22 protein-coding genes and 1 tRNA gene are annotated in these 23,197 nt (G+C 61.4%); 14 read left to right on the forward strand and 9 right to left on the reverse strand.

Translation table 11 applies throughout. The features are described from left to right. Positions 1-175: 175 nt before the first annotated feature. The 3 genes from MLD24_RS14210 (at position 176) to alr (ending at position 3,338) form a co-directional block, all read left to right on the forward strand. A complete protein-coding gene (locus MLD24_RS14210; protein ID WP_248167342.1) occupies positions 176-532 on the forward strand; it encodes a RidA family protein in 357 nt (118 codons plus the stop codon). Positions 533-899: 367 nt separating this feature from the next. Beyond that, a complete protein-coding gene (locus MLD24_RS14215) occupies positions 900-2,159 on the forward strand; it encodes a D-amino acid dehydrogenase (protein ID WP_248167344.1) in 1,260 nt (419 codons plus the stop codon). Positions 2,160-2,231: 72 nt separating this feature from the next. Further along, positions 2,232-3,338 (forward strand): alanine racemase, encoded by a 1,107-nt coding sequence (alr, locus tag MLD24_RS14220; RefSeq protein ID WP_248167347.1) that lies wholly within the window; start codon positions 2,232-2,234, stop codon positions 3,336-3,338. 15 nt (positions 3,339-3,353) lie between these two features. Here alr and hisI read toward each other — a convergent pair whose 3' ends face one another. The 7 genes from hisI to MLD24_RS14255 form a co-directional block, all read right to left on the reverse strand. Beyond that, entirely contained in the window at positions 3,354-3,869 is a 516-nt protein-coding gene (gene hisI / locus MLD24_RS14225) for a phosphoribosyl-AMP cyclohydrolase (RefSeq protein WP_248167350.1), read from the reverse strand. Between the two features lie 25 nt (positions 3,870-3,894). Further along, positions 3,895-5,271 carry a dihydroorotase gene (locus MLD24_RS14230; protein ID WP_248167352.1) on the reverse strand — a complete coding sequence of 459 codons (1,377 nt, stop codon included), beginning with the start codon at positions 5,269-5,271 and terminating at the stop codon, positions 3,895-3,897. A gap of 22 nt (positions 5,272-5,293) precedes the next feature. Next, the gene (locus tag MLD24_RS14235) at positions 5,294-5,854 is read right to left on the reverse strand and encodes a gamma carbonic anhydrase family protein (RefSeq protein ID WP_248167355.1); all 561 of its coding nucleotides are present in this window, start codon (positions 5,852-5,854) and stop codon (positions 5,294-5,296) included. Between the two features lie 26 nt (positions 5,855-5,880). Beyond that, positions 5,881-6,084 carry a hypothetical protein gene (locus tag MLD24_RS14240; protein ID WP_248167357.1) on the reverse strand — a complete coding sequence of 68 codons (204 nt, stop codon included), beginning with the start codon at positions 6,082-6,084 and terminating at the stop codon, positions 5,881-5,883. Positions 6,085-6,178: 94 nt separating this feature from the next. Next, entirely contained in the window at positions 6,179-6,565 is a 387-nt protein-coding gene (locus tag MLD24_RS14245; RefSeq protein ID WP_248167360.1) for a DALR domain-containing protein, read from the reverse strand. A gap of 40 nt (positions 6,566-6,605) precedes the next feature. Further along, positions 6,606-7,520, reverse strand: a complete 915-nt coding sequence (gene folE2, locus MLD24_RS14250; RefSeq protein WP_248167362.1) for a GTP cyclohydrolase FolE2 — start codon at positions 7,518-7,520, stop codon at positions 6,606-6,608. Between the two features lie 228 nt (positions 7,521-7,748). Next, positions 7,749-8,117 (reverse strand): hypothetical protein, encoded by a 369-nt coding sequence (locus tag MLD24_RS14255; RefSeq protein ID WP_248167365.1) that lies wholly within the window; start codon positions 8,115-8,117, stop codon positions 7,749-7,751. A 187-nt stretch (positions 8,118-8,304) separates the two neighbouring features. On the opposite strand from MLD24_RS14255, the gene MLD24_RS14260 reads away from it, so the two are divergent. From MLD24_RS14260 to MLD24_RS14275, 4 genes are all read left to right on the forward strand, one after another. Further along, positions 8,305-9,870: an MmgE/PrpD family protein gene (locus tag MLD24_RS14260; RefSeq protein ID WP_248167367.1), complete on the forward strand. Its 1,566-nt coding sequence runs from the start codon at positions 8,305-8,307 to the stop codon at positions 9,868-9,870. 209 nt (positions 9,871-10,079) lie between these two features. Beyond that, positions 10,080-10,637 (forward strand): sigma-70 family RNA polymerase sigma factor, encoded by a 558-nt coding sequence (locus tag MLD24_RS14265; RefSeq protein ID WP_227173516.1) that lies wholly within the window; start codon positions 10,080-10,082, stop codon positions 10,635-10,637. Next, a complete protein-coding gene (locus MLD24_RS14270; protein ID WP_248167369.1) occupies positions 10,634-11,536 on the forward strand; it encodes a FecR family protein in 903 nt (300 codons plus the stop codon). Before MLD24_RS14265 ends, MLD24_RS14270 begins: the two co-directional genes overlap by 4 nt. A gap of 89 nt (positions 11,537-11,625) precedes the next feature. Next, positions 11,626-13,821 carry a TonB-dependent receptor gene (locus tag MLD24_RS14275; RefSeq protein ID WP_248167371.1) on the forward strand — a complete coding sequence of 732 codons (2,196 nt, stop codon included), beginning with the start codon at positions 11,626-11,628 and terminating at the stop codon, positions 13,819-13,821. A gap of 285 nt (positions 13,822-14,106) precedes the next feature. Here the strand turns inward: MLD24_RS14275 and MLD24_RS14280 are convergent. Together MLD24_RS14280 and MLD24_RS14285 are read right to left on the reverse strand one after the other, a co-directional pair. Then, positions 14,107-14,183: transfer RNA gene (locus MLD24_RS14280), tRNA-Arg, on the reverse strand. Between the two features lie 262 nt (positions 14,184-14,445). Beyond that, on the reverse strand, positions 14,446-14,988 hold the full coding sequence (locus MLD24_RS14285; RefSeq protein WP_227173522.1) for a YaeQ family protein: 543 nt from the start codon (positions 14,986-14,988) through the stop codon (positions 14,446-14,448). A 278-nt stretch (positions 14,989-15,266) separates the two neighbouring features. Here MLD24_RS14285 and MLD24_RS14290 point away from each other — a divergent pair, with 278 nt between their 5' ends. The 7 genes from MLD24_RS14290 (at position 15,267) to pepQ (ending at position 23,191) form a co-directional block, all read left to right on the forward strand. Then, on the forward strand, positions 15,267-16,829 hold the full coding sequence (locus MLD24_RS14290) for an ABC transporter substrate-binding protein (RefSeq protein WP_248167374.1): 1,563 nt from the start codon (positions 15,267-15,269) through the stop codon (positions 16,827-16,829). A 67-nt stretch (positions 16,830-16,896) separates the two neighbouring features. Beyond that, positions 16,897-17,946 carry an ABC transporter permease gene (locus MLD24_RS14295; RefSeq protein WP_248167377.1) on the forward strand — a complete coding sequence of 350 codons (1,050 nt, stop codon included), beginning with the start codon at positions 16,897-16,899 and terminating at the stop codon, positions 17,944-17,946. Continuing rightward, entirely contained in the window at positions 17,943-18,875 is a 933-nt protein-coding gene (locus MLD24_RS14300; protein WP_227173527.1) for an ABC transporter permease, read from the forward strand. The genes MLD24_RS14295 and MLD24_RS14300 overlap by 4 nt, the downstream gene beginning before the upstream one ends. 2 nt (positions 18,876-18,877) lie before the next feature. After that, positions 18,878-19,876 carry an ABC transporter ATP-binding protein gene (locus MLD24_RS14305; protein ID WP_227173529.1) on the forward strand — a complete coding sequence of 333 codons (999 nt, stop codon included), beginning with the start codon at positions 18,878-18,880 and terminating at the stop codon, positions 19,874-19,876. Next, positions 19,873-20,892, forward strand: a complete 1,020-nt coding sequence (locus MLD24_RS14310) for an ABC transporter ATP-binding protein (RefSeq protein ID WP_227173531.1) — start codon at positions 19,873-19,875, stop codon at positions 20,890-20,892. Before MLD24_RS14305 ends, MLD24_RS14310 begins: the two co-directional genes overlap by 4 nt. 99 nt (positions 20,893-20,991) lie before the next feature. Continuing rightward, positions 20,992-21,942 (forward strand): LysR family transcriptional regulator, encoded by a 951-nt coding sequence (locus tag MLD24_RS14315; protein ID WP_248167380.1) that lies wholly within the window; start codon positions 20,992-20,994, stop codon positions 21,940-21,942. Beyond that, positions 21,899-23,191 carry a Xaa-Pro dipeptidase gene (gene pepQ / locus MLD24_RS14320; protein ID WP_248167382.1) on the forward strand — a complete coding sequence of 431 codons (1,293 nt, stop codon included), beginning with the start codon at positions 21,899-21,901 and terminating at the stop codon, positions 23,189-23,191. Before MLD24_RS14315 ends, pepQ begins: the two co-directional genes overlap by 44 nt. Positions 23,192-23,197: the final 6 nt, after the last annotated feature.

Here is a 23,197-nt window from a genome sequence, read left to right on the forward strand (position 1 = left end):
AAAACAAATAGCCATGGCGTGGGCAAGCTAGAATTAGGGTCGGAAGATCGATCCGTGCCATCGCGGCGCACTGATCCATCCACCGCTGATCCATCCACCGCTGATCCATCCACCGCTGATCCATCCACCGCTGATCCATCCACCGCTGACCCACCCACCACAGAAAGAGAGCGACATGTCAGAGATTCAACGCGTGCACTCCACCGACAGAATGAGCCGCATCGTCAAACACAACGGTACGGTCTATCTGTGCGGGCAAACCGCCGGCGACGCATCCTGGGACATCGAGAAACAGACCGAAGAATGCCTGAAGAAGGTGAAGGGCCTGCTGGAGGAAGCCGGCAGCGGGATGGACCGGATGCTCTCCGTCACCATCTATATCCGCGACATGAAGGACTTTGCCGCCATGAACTCGGTGTGGGATGCCTGGGTTCGTGAGCTGCCCAAGCCTGCCCGTGCCTGTGTCGAGGCCCGCATGGCGCGTCCGGAAATCCTCGTCGAAATGACGGTGGTTGCCGCTGCCAACGACTGATCCGGTGCCGAACCGCGACGTCACCCGCCGTCGCGGTTCGGGCCCCTGAATCTCCTGCGACTTCCTTTCTACCTTTCTCTCTTTCTTCCTGTCTTCCACCCCGTCCTGACCGGTTCTGTCCTGCCAAAGGTTGCCTACCGTCGAACGAAGCCTCACGCCTGCCTGGGCGATACGGCCGTGACTGGAGACGGCTGGCTATTGGTCATTATCTGGCAAAGTGGTTAAATCTTTATTTTTTTAATTTTTCAGTATTTATCCCTGTTTTTGGTCAAATAAAGCAGACTTTTACTGGTCAATATTCATTACCATCAGCTGATAACGAGGTTTGATATTGCAGTGCCCGCTGGGGCGGAAGGAGAGAGCAGCTATGAAGATCGTTGTATTGGGCGGCGGCGTCGCCGGAGTCTCGACGGCCTGGTACCTGGCCCGGTCCGGGCATGAGGTGTCAGTGATTGAACGGCGCTCAGAGGTGGCGGATGAGACCAGCTATGGCAACGCGGGCATGCTTTCCTACGGCTACACCAGTCCCTGGGCCGCACCGGGCGTGCCTTTCAAGGCGATCAAATGGGCGATGCAGGACATGGCGCCGATCCTGATCAGCTCGTCATCGTTCAACCTGCGGACCGCCCGCTGGATGACCAAGATGCTCGGCCAGTGCACCGAGCAGGCTTACCGCATCAACAAGGAGCGGATGCTGCGGATCTCACAGTACAGTCGCACCTGCCTGAACGAACTGATCCGTCAGCTGCCGCTGGCGTTCGATCATCGCGCCAAGGGCACCATCGAGCTGTTCCGGGACCAGGCGAAGATGGACGCCATCGGCGCGGACCTTGAATCGCTGAAACAGTGCGGTGTCCGCCATGAGGTAATTGGCCCGGCGGACTGCATTCAGCATGAGCCGGCACTTGCCAATGTGCGGGAGAAGTTCGTTGGCGGGCTGCGCTTCCCGGAAGACGAGACCGGGGACTGCAACCGCTTTACCGCCGCCCTCGCTGAGCAGTGCCGGGCCATCGGCGTCGAGTTTGTGTTGGACACCACGGTCGAACGGCTCAACCGGGATTCGAACCGCATTGCCAGTGTTCATACCTCCCGTGGGGAGGTTACCGCCGACGCCTTTGTGGTGGCGCTCGGCAGCTATTCCTCCGCACTGCTGAATCCGGTGGGGTTCGATCTGCCGATCTATCCGATCAAGGGCTACTCCCTGACCCTGCCCATTGTTGACCCTGCCAGGGCGCCCCAGTCCACGGTGATGGATGAGTCGTTCAAGGTGGCGGTTACCCGTTTCGATGACCGCATCCGGGTGGGGGGAACGGCGGAAATCGCCGGGTTTGACCTGAGCCTGGATCAGAAGCGCCGGAAACCGACGGAGTTTGTGATTCAGGATCTGTTCCCGGGCGCCGGTGACCTCAGCAGGGCCGAGTTCTGGTGTGGTTTGCGACCGATGACGCCGGACAGTGTGCCGGTGGTTGGGACGACGCCGATCGCCAATCTGTTCACCAATACCGGCCATGGCACCCTGGGCTGGACCATGTCCCAGGGCTCCGCGCGGCTGCTGTGTGACGTGGTGAACGGGCGGCAGACCGAGATCGATACTGACGGCCTGTCCATTCACCGGTACGTGAACTGAGGCTTGTAGCGCGGAATCTCCCAATACCCTGACCGGTTGGTCAGGCTCCCGGAACAACAGAAGGTGTATCCCATGGCCAGGCCTGTAACGGCGAACATTGACCTCGGCAGCATTCGGCACAACTTCCAGTGTGCGACGTCGTTACGTCCGCAGGGGCGGACCCTGGCGGTGGTCAAGGCGGATGCCTATGGCCATGGGGTGGCGGAGGTGACCGGTGCGCTGGCAGATCTGACCACCGCGTTTGCCACCGCCTCGATCGAAGAGGCGCTGGCGATCCGGGCCGTCGGACTGCCGCATCCGGTGCTGCTGCTGGAGGGCTTTTTCGACGCCGAGGAATTGCCGGAGATCTCCCGTCAGGGCTTCTGGAGCGCCATCCACCATGACTGGCAGCTGCAACAGCTGGAGCGGGCGGTGCTGCCCTCGCCGATCTCGGTCTGGCTGAAAGTGGACACCGGCATGCATCGCCTCGGGTTTACCCCGGCGCAGGCGCTGGATGCCTTCCGCCGCCTGCAGGCGCTGCCTCACGTGGACCGCATTGTGGTAATGAGTCACCTGGCCAACGCCGATGTACCCGACTCGCCAGGCATCTCCGTGGCAGCGCAGCTCGCCCGGCTACCGCGTGAGTTTACCGAAGCGGGCGTCGAGCTGAGCCTGGCCAATTCCGCCGGTGTGCTGGCTCATGAGCTGGCGTGCCGGCAATGGCAGCGCCCCGGCATCATGCTGTACGGCGCCTCGCCACTGGCGCAGCAGAATCCCCACAGCCGCCAACTGCAGCCGGCAATGACACTGACAAGCCGGATCATTGCCACCCGCTGGGTGGAGCCGGGGGAGCAGGTGGGTTACGGCGGCCGCTTCATCGCCAGTCGCCGCTGCCGGGTTGGCACCGTGGCCATCGGCTATGCGGATGGCTACCCGCGCCAGGCGGTCGAGGGCACGCCAGTGCTGGTGAGTGGCCAGCGTACCGGCATTGTGGGGCGGGTCTCGATGGACATGCTGACGGTGGATCTGACCGACCTTGCCGATTTCACCAAAGCCGATGTCGGGACCGAGGTGGAGCTGTGGGGCAAGAACCTGCTGGCCACGGAAGTAGCCAGCGGCTGCGATACCATTCCCTATCACCTGTTTACCGGGGTGACGGCGCGGGTGCCTCGGGTTTACAGCGGGAACCGATGCCCATAGGCGGCTGCTTCCGCCTCAAAGTTTGGTGGGGTTGGGGGCATCGCCATACACCGCAACCGGGTCGAAGCGTTTCTCACGTTCAACGAATTCCAGCTTGTCTGAGTGTGTTCTGTCTCCTGCAACCGGCACTTTCCGGTAGAAACAGGAGTGGTAACCAACATGACAGCTGGCACCCGAACCCGCCACGCTGACTTTCAGCCACACCGCATCCTGATCGTCGTCAATCCGCATTTCAACAACCCGCTGTACCAGGCCGCTGGTTGCACCTTTGTGCCAGAGCACTTCACGGCTGCGGCTCCAGTAGTGGGCCTCGCCGGTAGCAATGGTTTTCTGCAGAGCCTCTTCATTCATGTATCCCAGCATAAGCACTTCGCCAGTGTCGGCTTCAGTTGTTACGCAGGTAATGAGGCCATTGGCGTCGAACCTGGGGGCCAGTTCCACCCCTTCCTCGACCTGTTCGATGGAGCGTCTGGTCGCAAACGTTACCGTATCCGGTGTTGGTGCCTGAGTGGCAGTTGGGGCGGTCTTCATGGTGGCGTCTCTCAAAATGGTGTTGTTAACAGGGAGCGGAAGGCCCTTCCGGGGTTTCAAGAAATTCAATGGCCTGACCTGACGGGCTGCCGACAAGTTGTTCATCGCGCACAACCGCCTGGCCGCGGACGACGGTATGGATGGGCCAGCCTGTGATGGTTTTGCCATGGTAAGGTGTCCAGCCACTGCGACTGGCAATCCAGCGGTTCTCAATCGTTCGTTGTGCGGCCAGATCGACCAGCGTCAGATCGGCATCGTACCCAACCGCGATGCGTCCTTTACCCTCGATCCCGAATACGCGCGCCGGCCCGGCACTGGTCAGATCGACCAGTCGCCGCAGGCTGAGGCGACCGGCATGAACGTGATCCAGCATCACCGGTAACAGGGTCTGGACGCCCGTCATGCCGCTGGGGGATTGCGGATAGGGTTGTGCCTTTTCCGCCAGGGTGTGAGGCGCATGATCACTGCCGATTACATCCACGATGCCCTCGCGAATCGCCTGCCATAACGCCTCCTGATGGCGCTGTTGCCGAACCGGTGGGTTCATCTGCGCCAGGCTTCCGAGGCGCTGGTAGCACTCGGGTGCGGTCAGGGTCAGGTGATGCGGTGTCACTTCCACCGTTACCCGGCGTTTGTGCCGCGCCAGGTATCGCAATTCCTCGGCGGTGGAGACATGCAGAACATGCAGGCGACGCCCTGCCTCCTCGGCCATGGCCACGATGCGTTTTGTCGCCAGCAGCGCAGAGTCGACGTCTCGCCATTGCGGGTGCTGGCAGACATCGCCGCTGGCTTCGACAATCGATTTGCGCTGCCGCAGCCGGGCCTCGTCTTCGGCATGCACGGCCAGACGCCGGCGTCCATGTCGCAGAATGCGGCGCAACACCGCGTCGTCGTCCGCCAGCAGGTCGCCAAACGAACTGCCCATGAACACTTTGACACCGGCACACCCGGGCAGGGCCTCCAGTCGCTCAAGCTGGCCGGCGTTGACTCCGGAACCGCCGATGTAGAATGCGTAATCACACCAGCTCCGATCCTTGGCTGCGTCCAGTTTGGCCTGCAGATCCGCCTGCCCCAGTGTCAACGGGTTGGTATTCGGCATCTCGAAAACTGCGGTGACACCGCCCAGTACCGCCCCCCGGGTTCCGGCTTCAAGATCTTCCTTGTGGGTCAGGCCCGGCTCGCGGAAATGGACCTGGCTGTCAATCACGCCCGGCAAAATGTGCAGCCCCTGCGCCTCAATCGTCGACCTGGCGGTCCATCGGTGCCGCAGTGATCCGATGGCCACAATGCGGCCGTCGCGGCTGGCGATGTCTGCCGTTTCGGCGCCATTGGGCGTTATGACCGTGCCGCCGACAACCAGAAGGTCGGCGTGCTGTTGCAGGGGCTGTGTCGCTGTGCTCATGGTGACGGTTCCCGGTCCCGACTCAGAATTCGTTCTGGATAAGCTTGTAACCACGCACCAAGTCGTTATTGGTTCGTGCGACATCTTCGGAAAACTCGCTGGCGGACACGGAAACCTGGGGCAGGGAGGTTAGATCGGTGCTTTTGCCGATCTGCGTCGTGGAACGGACATAGAACCCCGGGGGCAGGTGGCAGCCATCCACCACGGCGTTATGACGCACCACACAGCGGTCCTCCACCGTACAGTTGAAGAGCACGCTGTTGAATCCGATAAAGACGCCGTTTCCGACCGTGCAGGGGCCATGCACGATGGCCCGGTGGGCGATGGAGGTGTGTTGCCCTATGGTCACTCTGGCGCCGGACTTGGAATGAATGACCACGCCATCCTGGATGTTGGAGTGTGCTCCGATCACAATCGGGTCGATGTGCCCATCGCCATCCATTTCATCCGCACGTATCACGGCATAGGGCCCAATAAAAACATTGGCCTCAACGATAACCAATCCACACAGGATGGCGGTGGGATCGACAAAGGCATCGGGGTGAACCTGAGGCAGGTCGCCGCGAGGGTTCTTGCGAATCATCCGGGGGTTCCTTGATCGTGTGATTTTCAGAGTTCACGTCTGGCGCGCTCGAACCAGTCGAGCGTCCTCGCACGCTGTTCATCGCCATACAGCTGGACGAACTTGGCCGTCATGTGATCTGTTGGCGTATTCAGCGCCCTGATTCGCGCTTCGATAAAGGGGCGTGTGAGTCGCTGGTCACAGATCACCGTGATGCAGTGTCGCCATTCTTCGTAACTTTGAGGGATCATCAGGCGTTCTCCTTATGGGTGGGCTGCGATGGCATTTGTCACGTCTCGGCATTGCCCGCGCCGACTATGGCCACATCCTGACGCTCAGGATGGTTCATCCCTGCAGGTCTCCGGCCCGATGCCAACGCGCGCCTTCGGGGGTGTCTTCAATCAGCGCACCGTTCTGGTCCAGCATCGTTCTCAGCGCATCTGCACGGGCGAAGTCGCGCTGATCACGGGCCTCCTGCCGCTGGCGGAGCATCGTCTCAATACGCTCGGGTGACAGTTGGTCGGCGTCGGATTCGGCGTGTTTTCCACGTAACTCACGGACCGCCTGGTGTGCGGGGCGCTGCAGCAAACCAAGCATGGCTGCCGACGACCGGAATGTGCGCGCCGCCGCCTGTGCCAGCTCATCCGTTTCGGCGGCTTCCAGCCGATGGCAAAGTTCATGCAGCCGTTTCAGGGCCCGGGAAACGTTCAGGTCATCCCGCAGGGCGGCCACAGCCTCTGGGTCGGGCAGAGCTGGACCCTGTCCGTTGCCATCAGCGGCTCCCCTGATACTCAGCACTGGCGGCGGCAACGGCGTCATGAGAGTGCAGGCTTTCCAGGTGGCGAACGTGGGTGTGGAGGTTGTCGTAACGGCCGGACAGTGCGCTCTGGATGCGCCGTGCGGCATCCTCCACATACATCAGGTTCTGGCCATTGAGCGAGGCAAAGGCCTGCTCATCCACTCTTTTGACTGCGGTCTGGACCGGCGTTGCCAGGATGGCCTCGATCTGATCAATGAGCGCCATCAAGCCGAAGTCCCGGGCCGAGGCGGGAATGTTCACGCTCACGCTGGCTTCGCTGCGCTGGCTGTGGGGCGTGGCAAGCGTGGCATGCTGTTCCAGCCATACCGCCACATCCTCACTCTTGAGCCCGGTGTCTTCAGGAAAGGCGCTTCTGAAACCATCGGCGATCAGCTGCCGGGACAAGGCCGCCGAGCAGGGGCAGGTTGAGGAGTACTCCACCTGGACGGATGCGCTCAGTGAAAACGAACCCCGTTCCAGCCTTGCTTCAAGCTGAACCGGATACGCTTTCCAGCCCGCCAGATCCGATGAACGCAGTGCCGGGCGTCGGCTGAGGAGACTGAATTCCAGGGCCACCCGTGCGCCATCGGTATGGCAGTCCTGATGGCTATCAATCATCCGTTCCAGCAGCGCCCTGAGATCTCCGGGAGCCACGGTCTCCAGACGCGATGTTTGATCAAGCATGCTGTAGATGCGTGACATGTGGATGCCTTTCACGGTCACCCCCGGCAAGTTGACCAGCGCGTCCACAACGGCGTGAACCGGTCCCGGGCAGCCAGGTTCAGACAGCTGCAGGGGCAGATCAATCCGGCTCATCCCGACCCATTCCAGCGGGGTGCGGATTGGCGACGTTTCGTTGCTGGCAACATCGGGCAGGTCTTTGTTCATGCTAAAGCTGTTGCGATCTCATGGAGGTAAACGGCTGTTCAGTATCCGCGGGGCAGGGCGGTAGAGGGTCGCAGGTGACGCTGCTTGCGGCCGAGCCTCGACCGCCCTGTGCTGATCTGATGTCAGGCTATAAGTGTTATGTTATAACATTTCCTTGTGTTTGGAAACCCACCGCCCTTTATTGGCGCTCCCTTAGTCGGTCAGCGAATCCGCCGGGCCAGACAGCCGTTACTCCAGAATCGTCAGTCCGCCTTGGCTGATCGTTACGCTGGCGGTTGCAATCTCGCGTTCCACGTTGCTGGCTTCCCGCAGGCACTGAGCACGGAACAGCTCCGCTTTCTCGGGATTTTTCGCTTCCTGGTTCAGGCGACGACGCAACCACAACAGAACGTCGAGTGGCCGCTCGGGTGCGCCGTTGTGGTGGCAGGCATCGCGCAGCGCCAGAGCCGCGGCGATAAAGTGCCTCAGTTGCCTGATCGTGGTATCCCTGAAGACCAGCGGCAGGCTTGCGATCGCCAGTTCCGAGCGTGCATTCTCATAGCGCTGGGTGATGGACTTTGGGGCGGAATCTGATCGCCCGCAGCGTTTGGCATCCATGGTTTGATCCCTGTTACTGAAGAGAAAATTTTGGCAGCCTCGGCACACTACTTTTTGAGAATACTAATGTACATGAAAATCATTAACATCAATACTGTGGCAGCTTCGCTTCGGCAACCGCTGTCGGCGCTCCGGCCAAAATGAGCGCTACGGCGTTATTGTTCAATTCAACAAAGGAGAGATTTCCATGGCGACGACGATTCACAGTGTCAGAGCAGAAAACCAGAGCGGCGATCTTGCGCGTCATGATCAACTGGCATGGAAGCTGGCCGAGCTGGCCACTCAGGCCAAGTCACAACCGCTTGATGCGGCGTCCGTCGAAATGGCGAAAAACCGCATCATTGACAATGCCGCTATTGCCCTCGGTGCCGCCAATGAGCGAGCCGTGGTGGTGGCTCGTGGCGAAGGGCGGCTGGTTGCTGGTGCCGGCAAGGCCACAATCTGGGGGCTGAAAGGGGGCTTCCATCCGTTGGCGGCGGCGTTTGCCAATGCCGTGGCGGTCCGCTTTCTGGACAATGATGACACGTATCTGGCGGCGGAATACTCCCATCCAGACGACAACATCTCGCCCGTTATTGCGGCGGCTCAGCAAGCGGGTGTGTCCGGCGAGGATCTACTTCGTGGCATCATCGTGGCGTATGAGGTGCACGTTGCCCTTGTTGGTACCGGTAACGGCACCGGCATCTGTCTGCACAAGCACAAAGTCGATCACATTACCCATATTGCGGCGGGCACTGCGGCGGGCATTTCATCCATGCTGGGGCTGTCCACGGAGCAGGCGTATCACGCCATCAACTTCGCTGTGCACAACGCCATTTCCTCACGTCAGTCGCGTAAGGGGGATATCGGTGCTCAGAAAGAATTCGTACCGGGCTTTTCCGCTGAAATCGCACTCAAAGCCGTGCATCATGCGATGCACAATCTGAAAGGACCGAATCCGGTGTATGAGGGGGTGGACAGCATCATCCGCCGCTTCCTGGATGGCCGGGACAACCCCGAGGCGGTGTACAGGGTTGAGCTGAACGATCCCGCCCAGGCACCGATGCGCAATATCCTCAAAACCTACCCTAAACAGCACGCCTTCGAATACCAGGGACAGGCGATCATTGACCTGGCGCTGCAAATGCGTGAGCAACTGCCACGGGATGCCAGCGGCAACGTCGACATGGCGCAAATCGCAAACATCGTGCTTCAAACCAGCCACCATACCCATCATGTGATTGGTACAGACGCGAATGATCCACAGAAGATCGATCCCGATTCGCCGCGTGGCACGCTCGACCACAGCATAATGTTCGCGATTGCACGGTGTATCCAGACCGGAGAATTCCACAAGGACCGCGCCTACCAGATGACAGCGGATGAGAAGGTCGCTCTACGCAGCCTGATGATGAAGATCGAGACCCGGTTTGATCAGCACTGGGAAGATCTCTATCACGATCAGGACCCCAATGTTCAGGCATACGGCGGCCGCATGACGATCACCACCAAAGACGGCGAGACGATCACCGACGAAAAAACCCGTGCCAATGCCCACCCTGGTGGCGATACCCCATGGCAGCGCCCGGACTACATCGCCAAGCTTGAGGATTACACGGCAGGCCTTGTAAGCGATGCCGAGCGCAACCGGTTCCTGGCACAGGTCGATCGACTGGAGCAGCTGTCAGGCGAGCAACTGATGGAGGTGAACCTGGTCGCCGATCAAGCCAGCCTGATTGTCCCTGAGACCATCGGAATTCTTGACCCGCAGTAGTGCTGCGCGGAGTTACCACCGCTACCCGGCCAAGTCCCGCAAACTGGGTGGATGACCGCTCAGTTGCGGGCAGCGTGGCCTGACATCGCCATATCTGCGCAGTCAATCCGCCGGCAGGCCTGAGAAAATCATTGTTAATCGAACTTACTTGTTAGTTTAAATGCTAAAAGTTATCATTACCGTCTCGTCATAACGATGTGGTAGTCCCCATGGTCCCTGGCCACCCCAATTCCCACGACAGCTGTGCTCTGAATCCAGGCCGAGAGATAGAAACCCTTTATCGGGAGCACCAGCCCTGGTTGCGGAACTGGCTCAGGGGCAAGCTTGGCTGCCCCGCCGATGCCAGCGACCTGAGCCAGGACAGCTTCCTCCGCCTGTTGACCGTGGACCTGTCGTTGTTGCAGGAGCCCAGGGCCTACCTGCTGGTCATCGCCAACCGGTTGATGATCAATCGCCATCGGCGCCGGCAGCTTGAGGCAGACGTTCTGCGCCAGGTCGCCCACACCGTTGAGACCCAGAATCAGCAGGGGCCGGCAGAAATCGTCGCAGCGCGGGATCTGCTGCACCAGGTGCTGATGATGCTTACCGAGGAACTGCCGGACAAACCCCGTAAGGCTTTTCTTTGGGCCCGCACCGAGGGCATGAGCTACCGCGAGATAGCCGAACGCCTCGACGTATCCCAGAGCAGTGTCAAACAGTACATTGCCAGGGCCCTGGTCCACTGCCACGCCCGCCTCTACGATGACTTCCGGGATCACGGCCAATGAGTGAGATGAATACCATCCGGGAGCAGGCCGCCGAGTGGCTGATCTATCTCGATGCGGGCGGCCCCGGCGATCTCAACCGGGACCCGGGATTCCGCGAGTGGCTCGAGCAGGACCCCAGACATCCGCGCGTGTTCCAGCAAATGCAGCAACTGTGGTCGGGGGCCAGCCCCGTGCCTTCACCATCTCGCCTTGGGCGGGCGTTTGGCACTGTGGGTCTTTGCCTGCTGCTGGCTGTCTGTGGCGTGCAACTGCCCTGGCAAACCTGGCGGGCGGATTACCGCAGCGACGTTGGTGAAGTGGTCAGCTATCAGCTTGCCGATGGCAGTCGACTCACGCTGAATACCAACAGCGCCGTCAACGTGGACTTCGAGCAGGGCCGGCTCCACATCGAGCTGATCCGGGGCGAGGTGTTGGCGGATGTGGAATCGGACCCCGAGCGCCCGTTTGTCGTTGCCACCAGCAACGTGTCGGCGGAAGCCCTTGGGACGCTTTATAGTGTGCAGCACCACGACGACCACAGCCGGGTCACCGTGTACGAATCACGGGTGCGGGTGACCCGCCCGGGCACCAACGAATCACTGCAGCTGTCGGCTGGACAGTGGGCCAGGGTGGGCGTCGACATCCAGTCCGGCACTGGAACCTTGCCCGCCACTCCGGACTGGAGTCGTCATCAGTTGATCTTCAACGGCGCATCCCTCAAGAGCGTGGTTGAGCGGCTGGGGCATTATCATCCCGGCGTGCTGATGTTGAGTGACGCTCTGGCCTCTGGCTCCCGACGCTTCACCGGGGCGCTGCCCACCGATGACAGTGAGGCGGCACTGGCGCTGCTCGCCGCGTCACTGAAGATCGACATCGGCGGCTTGCCGCCCTATGTCGTGTACCTGGACGAAGCCCCCTGAAAAAAATTGTGGGTCGTGACTGCCCGATTCTCTGCCCCGATTGTCATTACCGGTAAAAACATCACTGAATGACAATCAGGAGCATTCCGATGCACAAAGCCAGACCCCTCCATGCCGCACTATTGGCCCTTGGTCTTGGCATGGCGACACCCGCCATGACTCAGGCCCAGGATGCCACGGTCCCGGTCAACATCACCGCCCAGCCCCTGGATCAGGCAATCACCCGCCTGGCCGAGCAGACCGGCCTCAATATCGGCGGCGATGCATTCCTGCTGGAGGGGCGGACCGCGGCCCCCCTGAGAGGCGACTACACCCCTGAGCAGGCGTTACAGAATCTGCTTCAGGGCACGGGTGTGACCTATGAGCGAACCGGCAGCAACTCGGTTCTGCTGAAGCCGCAGGTGCAGGGCAGTGACGAGGTGTCCTCGCTGCCACCGGTGCAGATCTCCGCGGCCACTGACGTCAATCCCACCGACACCCTGGACTACGGCCGGGCCGAACTGGAAACACTGCAGCCCCAGGACATGAAGGATCTGTTCAGCGAAGAATCATCGGTGTCCGTTGGTGGCCCGATCGCCATAAACCAGAAGGTGTACGTGCGCGGTGTTGAGGAAACCGCTATGGCGGTGTCCGTGGACGGCGCCCGTCAGAACAACAAGGTGTTCCACCACAACGCCACCAACCTGATTGATCCGGCACTGCTCAAGGCGGTGCGGGCTTCCGCTGGCGTGGCCCCGGCCGACGACGGCCCCGGCGCCATTGGTGGCAGCCTGGTGTACGAAACCATTGACGTGGATGACGTACTGGCGCCGGACCGCACCGTTGGTGGTTTCGTGGATGGACGATACGCCAGCAACGGCGAGGTACTGACCACCTCCGGCTCTGTTTATGGTCGGGCCGGCGATGTGGAGCTTCTGGGCTATGTGAAGCATATGGACGGCGATGACTACGAGGACGGCAACGGCGACACCGTCAACTACTCCACGCCGGCCCTGCTCAGCGGCCTGGTAAAAATCGCCTACGAGAACGACAGGGTCGGCCGTTTTGAACTCAGCCATGAACAGGTGAACGACGACTCTGAACGACCCTACCGCGCCAACTTTGGGGGCCTGACGGCCGGCCGCCCGGTACCGGAGTCCCGGGAGTACGACCTGACCCGCACCAACACCGTGTTCAACTACAGCCGTGATCGCGGGGAAGGTCTCTGGAACCCGAAGTTCACCCTGGCACAGAACGAAACCGACCTGGAAACCCGGGAGGTCCCCCTCACCGCGCCTGACGTCACCCTCGTCTACAACGGCATCACCGGGAGTGATTCCGCCAGTGTCGAGAACCTGTTCCATACTCCGTTCGCCACGATCTCCACCGGTGTCGATTATTACGACGATTCTGCCATTTTCCGTTTTGCCGGAGACCCTGATCTGGAGGAAAGCGCCGAGAATGTCGGCGCCTTTGTTCAGCTTCGCCAGCCCGTGGGTGACTGGCTGTTCCTGTCCTATGGTGCGCGATACGATCGCCAGCAATTTACCGGTGTCGATGGCTCCGACCATGACGATTCCGGCGTCAGCGCCAACCTCTCCGGTGAGGTCTTCCTGAACGAGTACGTTTCCATCAACGCGGGCTACTCCGATGTCTGGGGTGGTGTGGCGCTGGCGGAAAACTTCATCCTCAACGGCGCCTGGGCCTACGGCGACGTCAAGCCCGTGGAGTCCAGCAACTACACCGTTGGCCTGCGAGCCCAGGCAGACGGCTTCTTCGGCGAGTTCAATGTCTATGAGACCCGCATCGAGAACGGCCGTACACCCAGCTGGGGTGGTGGCCCCGATCAGTTCGCCGACTTCGACATCGAAGGCTTTGACGTGGCCGCCGGCTACCAGCACGGGCGGGGAGCGCTGTCCGTCAAATACTCCGACATCCGGTCAGAGAAGGATGGTCAGGAAGCCACTTCCTATGACGGCAACTACTTCACCGTGCCGCTGGGCAAGATCATTACGGTGAATGGCTCTCTCGCCTTGCCGTCAGCCAAAGCCAGCCTTGGTATGAGCGCCGAGGTTGCGCTGGAAAACGAGGTGGCCGGCGGCGACGCCAAGCAGCAAAGCTACCAGGTAGTGGATATCTACGCCGACTACCGTCCTGTCGAGGCGCTGACCCTGCGGCTGTCCGTCGACAACCTCACCGACGAGGCCTACACCGACCGGGCCAGTTACGGGCATGAATTTCCCACCGTGGTAACGCTTCTGGAGCCGGGCCGTTCGTTCGCCCTGAGTGCACGGTATACGTTCTAGCGCAAAGCCAGACCGCAAAGCGGCGCCTTGCGGGGCGCCGTTTTTCATTGGGGCTTACTTACGGCAAGCAGACGTTTTGGGGTGGAGTGCAGGGTTTTTCATTGTCGGAGAATCTAGCTGCGGGGTCGAGTTCTTGGCCCGACAGTGGCAGTGGGCAGGAAGAAAGCGGGATTGGTTTGTCGGTAGAGGTGTGATTCGTTGCGTGCCGTAAGCTGGCACTGAAGAATCCATGGCTTTCGCTGGCGAGGGGCGTTTTGCTGGAGGTCTGGGAAAACATGGTAAGAATGGCCCGCCCGAGAGGATTCGAACCTCTGACCTCTGCCTCCGGAGGGCAGCGCTCTATCCAGCTGAGCTACGGGCGGTTATCTGGATCATTCAAGCTTCGACTGTTGGCAGCCTGGCTCAGCTTGCGGCGCACTGGATGGAGCGCTTGGCGCTCCCCCTTCAGGGGCCAGTCCCTTGCGCTGCATCGCAAGGGCCGCTCCAGCGGACGAAAGCTGCGCTTTCGTTGATTCCGCTTCCGCCCAGCTGAGCTACGGGCGGAAGAAATGCCGTGGTTGGACGGCGATTTCGAGTGCGCAATCATACGTGCGTGAGCGGGGTCTGTCCAGCCCCTGCGGTGGGTTATCGCAGCGGCAGTTCTTCCGGGTCGAGCTGAACGTGGCGTTCGCCGTCGCTGATGCCGATGCTGCCATCCTGAATGGTGATCTGCAGGTGCATGGAGCGGGCGGCGAGGGCGGCCAGTTCGGTGCTGGTGTCCTGGGGGAAGTTGTAGAGCGCCAGGTTGTCGAAGCGGGTGAGCTTACCGTGGATCTTGTCCCACCACAGCGGCACGGCGCGACCGCCGTAGGTGTAGAGAATCACCCGGTCGGAGCGGCCGCAGGCCTTGCGGATGCGGCTTTCGTCGGGCAGGCCCAGGTCGACCCAGAGCTCGATCTCGTCACTCAGGCTTTTCTGCCACAGGTCCGGTTCGTCGTCGGTGCTGATGCCCTTGGTGAATTCCAGGGTGTCGCTGGCGTTGAGGGCAAAGGCCACCAGGCGCAGCATCATCCGCTCTTCGGTTTCGGACGGATGCAGGGCGATGGTGAGCTGGTGATCGGCGTAGTGCGATCGGTCCATGTCGGCAATGTTGAGTTCTGCCTTATAGATGGTGGCCTTCAGTGCCATGGTCGGTTCCTTTCCTCAATGTTGGCCCCAAACGGGACTCCAGTGTACACCCGATAACGGTTTTTGCGGATGTTCGCGCCTGATCGGCTCGAGATGTCCGCCGGGTCGATGCCCTTCAAGCCCTTGCGGGGCAAGGGTCATTCGCCTCGCGTATGGGGCTGTGTCGTTATTTCGATTGCCCGTATGGGTAAGAGCTGACTAACTTCGTGTGCATCGCATCCGCCGCTGAAGCGCGGATGTACCGTTTTTAAAACTCAATAACAGCGACGGAACACGCGATGAAAAAACTGATGACTGCTGTGCTCGGGAGTGTCGCCCTGGCGGCTGCCCCGATGGCCGTATCGGCCGAAACGACCCACGAAATCAAGCTTGCCTACGATGCCGACCCGGTCACGCTCGATATCCACGAGCAGCTCTCCGGCGGCATGCTGCAACTGTCCCACATGGCCTTCGATCCGCTGATTCGCTGGACTCAGGAGTTTGAGTTTGAACCTCGCCTGGCAGAGAGCTGGGAGCGGGTGGACGATCGTACCATGCGCTTTACCCTGCGGGACGGCGTGCAGTTCCATTCCGGCAACGAACTGACCACGGAAGACGTCAAGTTCACTTTCGATCGCCTCAAAGTCAGCCCGGATTACAAGGCCATCTTCCGGCCGTTCAGCGAGCTGCGGGTGATCGACGAGCACACCTTTGAGCTGGTCACCGACGAACCCTATCCGCTGGTGCTCAATGCCGCAACATACATCTTCCCGCTGGACAGCGAGTTCTATACCGGTGAAGACGCCAACGGCAACGACAAGGCTGCGGTGATCAAGCATGGCAATTCCTTCGCCTCCCGCAACATGTCCGGCACTGGTCCCTATCAGGTGGTTGAGCGCCAGCAGGGCGTGAAAGTGGTGTTTGAGCGTTTCGACAACTACTGGGACTCCGAATCACCGGGCAACGTTGACCGGGTGGTGCTGACGCCGATCAAGGAAAACAACACCCGGGTTTCCGCGCTGCTGTCCGGTGGTGTGGACTTCATCGCCCCGGTACCGCCGACCGATCTGGAGCGTATCCGTCGTGACAGCAACACGGATCTGGTGACCATGAGCGGTACCCGCATCATCCTGTTCCACCTCAACCAGTCCCGGGTTGAGGCGTTCCAGGACCCCCGCGTGCGTCAGGCCATTGCCTATGCCATCAACCAGGAAGGCATTGCCGCCCGCATCATGAAGGGCTTCGCTACCCCGGCGGCGCAGATGTCACCGGAAGGCTACCAGGGCCACAACCCCAGCCTGCAGCCGCGCTATGACGTTGAGCGGGCCAAGGAGCTGATGGCCGAGGCCGGCTATGAGGATGGCTTTACCGTCACCATGATGTCGCCCAACAACCGCTATGTGAACGATGACAAGATCGCTCAGGCGGCAGCGGCGATGCTGGCGCGGATCAACATCAAAGTGGATCTCAAGACCCTGCCGAAAGCCCAGTACTGGCCGGAGTACGATGCCCGTGCTGCCGACATCATGCTGATTGGCTGGCACGCCGATACCGAGGACAGTGCCAACTTCTTCGAATTCCTCACCATGTGCCCCGATGCCGACTCCGGTCGCGGTCAGTACAACGCCGGCAACTACTGCAACGAAGAGATCGACGCCCTGGTGGAACAGGCCAACGTCGAAACCGATCTCGACAAGCGCACCGCGCTGCTGCAGGAAGTGGAACAGCGTCTGTACGACGATGCCGCCTTTGTGCCGCTGCACTGGCAGGATCTGGCCTGGGCTGCACGCAAGAACGTGCGCATCGAGCCGATCCTCAACGTCATGAACTTCCCTTACCTGGGCGACCTGGTCGTCGAGTAACGGGAACCTCCCGACCCGCTGGCCCGTTGGGGCTGGCGGGTGAGTCCACTGCCGGAATTTCAGATCCATGCTAGCGTTTTTGGTTCAGCGCATTTCCCAGGCGATCCTGGTGATGTTCGTGATCAGTGTGATCAGCTTCACCATTCAGGACGGCCTGGGCGATCCGCTTCAGGAACTCGTGGGTATGTCCGTCTCCGATGAGGAACGTGACGCCCTGCGGGAAGAGATGGGGTTGAACGATCCCATGGTTACCCAGTACCTCCGGTTTGCCGGCAATGCCCTGCAGGGCGACCTGGGGGTCTCGTATTTCTATGGTGAGCCCACCATGGATGTGATCCTGCGTCACCTGCCGGCCACCTTGGAGCTGGTGATTGCCGCCAGTCTGATGATCATCTTCCTGTCGGTACCGATTGGGGTCTACGCTGCCATCCGGCCCAAGGCGTGGCTGTCGAAATTCTTTATGGGGGTGAGCACCGTCGGGATCTCGATTCCGGTGTTCCTGACCGCCATCGTGCTGATCCAGCTGTTCTCCATCGGGGTGCAGGTGACGGTGTTCCCGGCCGATACCGGCTGGGGCCAGTGGCTCAACGAGTTTTTCTCCACCGATGGCGGAATGCCGTCCTACGGTCGTGGCGATGACCTGGCCCATCTGTTCGGTACCTGGGAATCCAATTTCTTCAGCCAGACCGGCTGGGCCCACATTTTGCTGCCGGCGGTGTCGCTGGCGTCGATCATGCTGCCGCTGTTCATCCGTCTGATTCGCGCAGAGATGATGGAAGTGCTGCAAAGCGACTACATCCGCTTTGCCCAGGCCAAGGGCATTGCCCCGGCGCGGATCAACTTCCTTCACGCGCTGAAGAACACCATGCTGCCGGTTATCACCGTCGGCGGGGTGCAGATCGGCATCATGGTGGCCTACACCATTCTCACCGAGACCGTGTTCCAGTGGCCGGGTGTGGGCTTGATGTTCCTGGAGGCCATCACCCGCAGTGACATTCCGCTGATCGTTGCCTACCTGATGGTGGTGGGGCTGATCTTCGTGATCACCAACACCCTGGTGGACCTGATCTATGGCCTGGTGAACCCCACCGTGAAACTGACAGGTAAGAAGGCATGAGTGCAGTAACCGCGTCCCGCTGGGAACGCTTCCGTGACTCCTATCTCTGGTACAGCTTCCGTCGCGACAAGGTCGCCATCGTCAGTCTGGTGGTGTTTGTGGCGATGGTGGCGGCGGCCTTCCTGGCCCCGGTGCTGGCGCCCACCGATCCCTACGACCTGGCGCAGATCGACATCATGAACTCGGAGCTGCCGCCGGCGGGGCTGGCCGGCAGTGATCCGGCGTTCCCGCTGGGCACCGACGCCCAGGGCCGGGACCTGATGTCCACCATTCTTTACGGCACCCGGGTGTCGCTGCTGATCGGCTTCGGCGCCGTGGTGCTGCAATCGCTGCTGGGCATTCTGTTCGGGCTGCTGGCGGGCTACCTGGGTGGTCGGGTCGACGCCATCCTGATGCGCATCGCCGACGTTCAGCTGTCGTTCTCCACATTGATGGTGGCGATCATTGTCGGCGCCATCTTCAAGGCCAGCTTCGGCAACCTGATGTTTGGCGAAATCGCCATCTATCTGCTGATCCTGATCATCGGCATCGCTGAATGGCCGCAGATCGCCCGCACCGTGCGCGCCTCGGTGCTGGCGGAGAAGAAAAAGGAATATGTCGATGCCGCCAAGGTGATGGGCTTCGGCACGCCGCGGATCATGTTCCGTCATATTCTGCCCAACACCCTGTCGCCGATCTTCGTCATCGCCACGGTGCAGATCGCCAATGCCATCATTTCCGAGGCGGCGCTGTCGTTCCTCGGCCTGGGCATGCCGGAGACCCAGCCGTCGCTGGGCTCGCTGATCAAATCCGGCTTTGACTACATCCAGAGCGGGTCCTGGTGGATCACCCTGATCCCCGGTCTGGTGCTGGTGGTGCTCGTGCTGGTCATCAACCTGTTGGGTGACTGGTTGCGGGATGTGTTGAACCCACGGCTGTACAAGGGGTAACCATGGCACTGCTGGATGTAAAAGACCTTGATGTCCGCTTCGCGGTGCGCGGCGGCGACCTGCAGGCGCTGCGCAAAATCAGCTTCTCCCTCGACAAGGGGGAGCGGCTGGGCCTGGTGGGGGAATCCGGTGCCGGCAAATCGGTGGCGGCGTTCTCCATCCTCAACCTGATTGCCAAGCCCGGCTACATTGCCGGGGGGCAGATCCTGTTTGAAGGGCAGGACCTGGCGGCGATGAGCGACAAACAGCTGCGCAAGATCCGTGGCAATCGCATCGCCATGATCTTCCAGGACCCGATGATGACACTGAACCCGGTACTCACCATCGGGACCCAGATGGTGGAGGCGCTCAAGGCCCACCGTCGCATCAGTACCCGGGATGCCCGCGCCATCGCCCTGAAGAAACTGCAGATGGTGCAGATCCCGTCGCCGGACAAGCGCCTGGACCAGTACCCCCACGAGCTGTCCGGGGGCATGCGCCAGCGGGTGATCATCGCGATTGCGCTGCTGCTGGACCCGGAGATCATCATTGCCGATGAGCCCACCACGGCGCTGGATGTGACCATTCAGGCCGAGATCATGGCCTTGCTGCTGGAACTGTGTGAGCAGGAAAACGTGGCGCTGATGCTGATCACCCATGACCTCGGGGTGGTGTCCCAGGTGACCCAGCGCATGCTGGTGATGTATTCCGGCCGAATCATCGAACAGGGGCCGACCCGGGAGATCATCAACGATCCCCAGCACCCGTACACCCAGGGCCTGATCAACGCCCTGCCGCAGATGGGTGAGCCCGGGGCCCGGCTGTACCAGATTCCCGGCTCGATGCCGTCACTGAGTCGGGTGCCGTCCGGGTGTCCCTTCAATCCCCGCTGTCCGTTTGCGACCGATCAGTGTCGTACGTCAATGCCGAACTATGTCCATTCCGGTAACGTCGACGTCGCCTGTTATGAGGTGGCCAAGCTGATTGAACAGGAGCAGTCCCTGCAGGAGGAAGACCGGTGAGTACGGCCCAGGAAACACTTGTTGATATTCGCGGGCTGGAGAAGCGCTTCGACCTGTCCGGCGGGCTGCTCGATCAGCTCCGGTTCCGCAATGGCCGCATTGAGCGGCACCAGGAACACGTTCATGCCATTAACGGCGTGGACCTGAGCGTCACCCGGGGCGAGGCCCTGTGTGTGGTGGGGGAGTCCGGTTGCGGTAAGTCCACCGTGGCGCGGACGGTGATGGGGCTGCTGTCGCCGTCGGCGGGGGAGATCCATTACGATGGCAAGCGTATCGACGATCTGGATCACAAGGCGGTACTGCCGTATCGCCGCAAGATGCAGATGATCTTCCAGAACCCCTATGCCTCGCTGAATCCACGCATGACCATTCGCCAGACCCTGGAAGAGCCGATCCGGTTCCACCAGCCCGAGCTGTCAGCCAGTGGGGTGGAAGACAAGGTGGCCGAGGTGATGCAGTCGGTGGGCATTGATCCGGACTGGGGCAAACGCTTTGCCCATGAGTTTTCCGGCGGTCAGCGCCAACGCATCTCCATTGCCCGCGCGCTGGCGGTGGACCCGGAATTCATCGTGGCCGATGAGCCGATCTCTGCGCTTGATGTGTCCATCCAGGCCCAGGTGCTGAACCTGATGATGGATGCCCAGGAATCCCGCGGTCTCACCTATCTGTTCATTACCCACGATCTGGCGGTGGTGGAGCACTTTGGCACCCGGGTGGCGGTGATGTACCTGGGACGGGTCTGTGAGCTGGCGGACACCGCCACGCTGTTCAGCTCGCCCCGGCATCCCTACACCCAGGCGCTGCTGTCGGCGATCCCGCGGCTGGAAGACGACCGTCCCAACCATATCCGCCTGCATGGCGAGGTGCCAACGCCGGTGGAACTGCCCAGTGGCTGTGTCTTCCATGGCCGCTGTCCGTACGCCAATGACCGCTGTCGTCAGGAGATACCGCAGTTGATCGCCACCGACGGTGGTGGTCAGGTAGCCTGTCACGCCGTTGAAGAAGGACGCCTTTAGCCCCGCGCTCGGCAGTGAACTATGCTGCTGAGAAGCTCGTAGGGTGGGTGCTCAGAGGCGTCCCTGTCGGGCGCAGGTCTTGATTGGTTAGAGGACATCATGGAAGTACGCTGGTTGGAGGATTTCCTGGCGCTGGCCAGGACGCGTCATTTCTCCCGTGCAGCCGAGCTGCAGCATGTAACCCAGCCGACGTTCAGCCGACGGATCAAGCTGCTGGAAGAAACCATGGGCACAACCCTGGTGGACCGCCAGACCCTGCCGTTGTCGCTGACGCCGGCTGGCGAAGTGTTTCGTGAGATGTGCGAGCGGGTTACCCGCGATGTGCGGGACACCCGGGAACGCATCGCCCAGTTGGAGTCTGAGGCCTCCAACCGCTTCAGTGTGGGCGCGACCCAGGCGCTGTTCTCCCATTTCTTTGCCGGCTGGCTGGCGGAAACCGGTCTGGAAGAGCGCCTGCAGTTCAACCTCAAAGCCACCAACTGGCTGGGGGAGGACTTCTTTGATGCCCTCGACAGCGGCGACTGCGACCTGGTGCTGTGCTACTGGCACGATCAGCTGCCCTGGCAGGAGCGCTGGGACAGCGACTATTACCAGTGGCTGACCCTGGCCAGTGAGTGTGCGGTGCCGTTGTCGGTGGCGGATGACCAGGGCCAGCCCCGGTTCACCCTGCCGGGCACCGAAGACCAGCCGGTGCCGGTGATCGCCTACCATCCCCGGGGCTTCATCGCGCCGGCGGTGGCCGCCCGGACTGCCGCCAGTCGCCCGCCGGCCCATCTGTTGCCACTGAACGAGAGCGCCCACTCTTCCAGCGTGAAGACCCTGGTGGCCCAGGGTTTTGGCATGGGCTGGCTGCCGCATCGGGTGACCGAAAAAAGTGAACACTATGGCCGGCTGGTGCGCGCCGGCGACGAACGCTGGGACATCGCCTTGGAAATCCGCCTGGTGCGGCTGAGAACGCCCCGCAGCGACGGCCTCGCCACCCTTTGGAACGAACTGGAAGACCACTATGCCCGAACAGGAACGCCACGCCCGACAATGCCTGCATCTTGAGACGCTGCAGCAGCGTTACAGCGACGCCCTTGAGAGCCACGGCTACGATGCCCTGCTGATCGCCTCCGGTGCCGCGCCCATGCGCTACGCCGACGATCACGGGTATGCCTTTCAGGGGTTTGGGCCGTTCGTGCACTGGACCGGCCTGACCGATGTGGAACACAGCTGGCTGCTGATTCGCCCTGGCCGCCAAGCGTTGCTGCAGCTGTATACCCCGGTGGATTTCTGGCACGCCACGGCCTCGCTGCCGGACGAACCCTGGGCCCGGGAGCTGGAGCTGACCGCCTCACCGGAGCGCCGGCCACCGGCACTGGACGGCCTTGGCCAACTGGCGGTGATCGGCGATCCGGCAGCGCTGACGGATCTGCCGGGGACGCACAATCCTGCCGACCTGCTGGCGGATCTGGAAGCCACCCGGATCCTCAAGACCGGTTACGAAATCGAATGTCTGGACCTGGCCAATGCCCGTGCTGCCGATGGTCATCGGGCGGCACGCGAGGCCTTCCTGGCCGGAGCCAGTGAGTTTGAAATCAGCCTGGCCTACCAGCAGGCCACCGCGCAGCGGGAAGTCGAGGCGCCGTATCACAGCATCATCGGCCTCAACGACCATGCCGGCATCCTGCATTACCAGTACTACGACACCGTGCGCCCGCAACAGCCCCGTAGCCTGTTGATTGATGCCGGCTACCGTTTCCGTGGCTATGGTTCCGACATTACCCGGACCACTGCGGCGCCGGGGGAGGGCATGTTCCAGGCTCTGGTGGCGGGGGTGGAATCCCTGCAGAAACGCCTGTGCGATGCGGTGGTGCCGGGCATGGACTTCGTTGAGCTGCACCGCAAGACCCATCTGGGGCTGGCGGCGCTGTTGTCTTCCGCCGGTCTGGTGCGAGGGCTGGATGAGGAAACCCAGGTCGCCGAAGGCATTACCCGGGCCTTCTTCCCCCACGGCCTGGGCCACATGCTGGGAGTGCAGGTGCACGATGTGGGTGGCCGGCCGGTGCCGCCGCCGGAGGACGCGCCGTTCCTGCGTCTGACCCGCCGGCTGGAGCCGGGCATGGTGGTGACGGTGGAGCCGGGGTTGTACTTCATCCCGTCGCTGTTGAAACCGGTGATGCAGGGACGGCTGGGGAGCCAACTCGACCACGGCTTGATCGATGAACTCTGGGGCTGCGGTGGTATCCGCATCGAGGACAATGTGGAGGTGACAGACAATGGCGCGTGCAACCTGACCCGTCGCCATCTGCCCTGATGCTGC

The organism is Marinobacter xestospongiae (genome assembly GCF_023156385.1).
In the GTDB taxonomy this organism is placed as follows: Bacteria; Pseudomonadota; Gammaproteobacteria; order Pseudomonadales; family Oleiphilaceae; genus Marinobacter; species Marinobacter xestospongiae.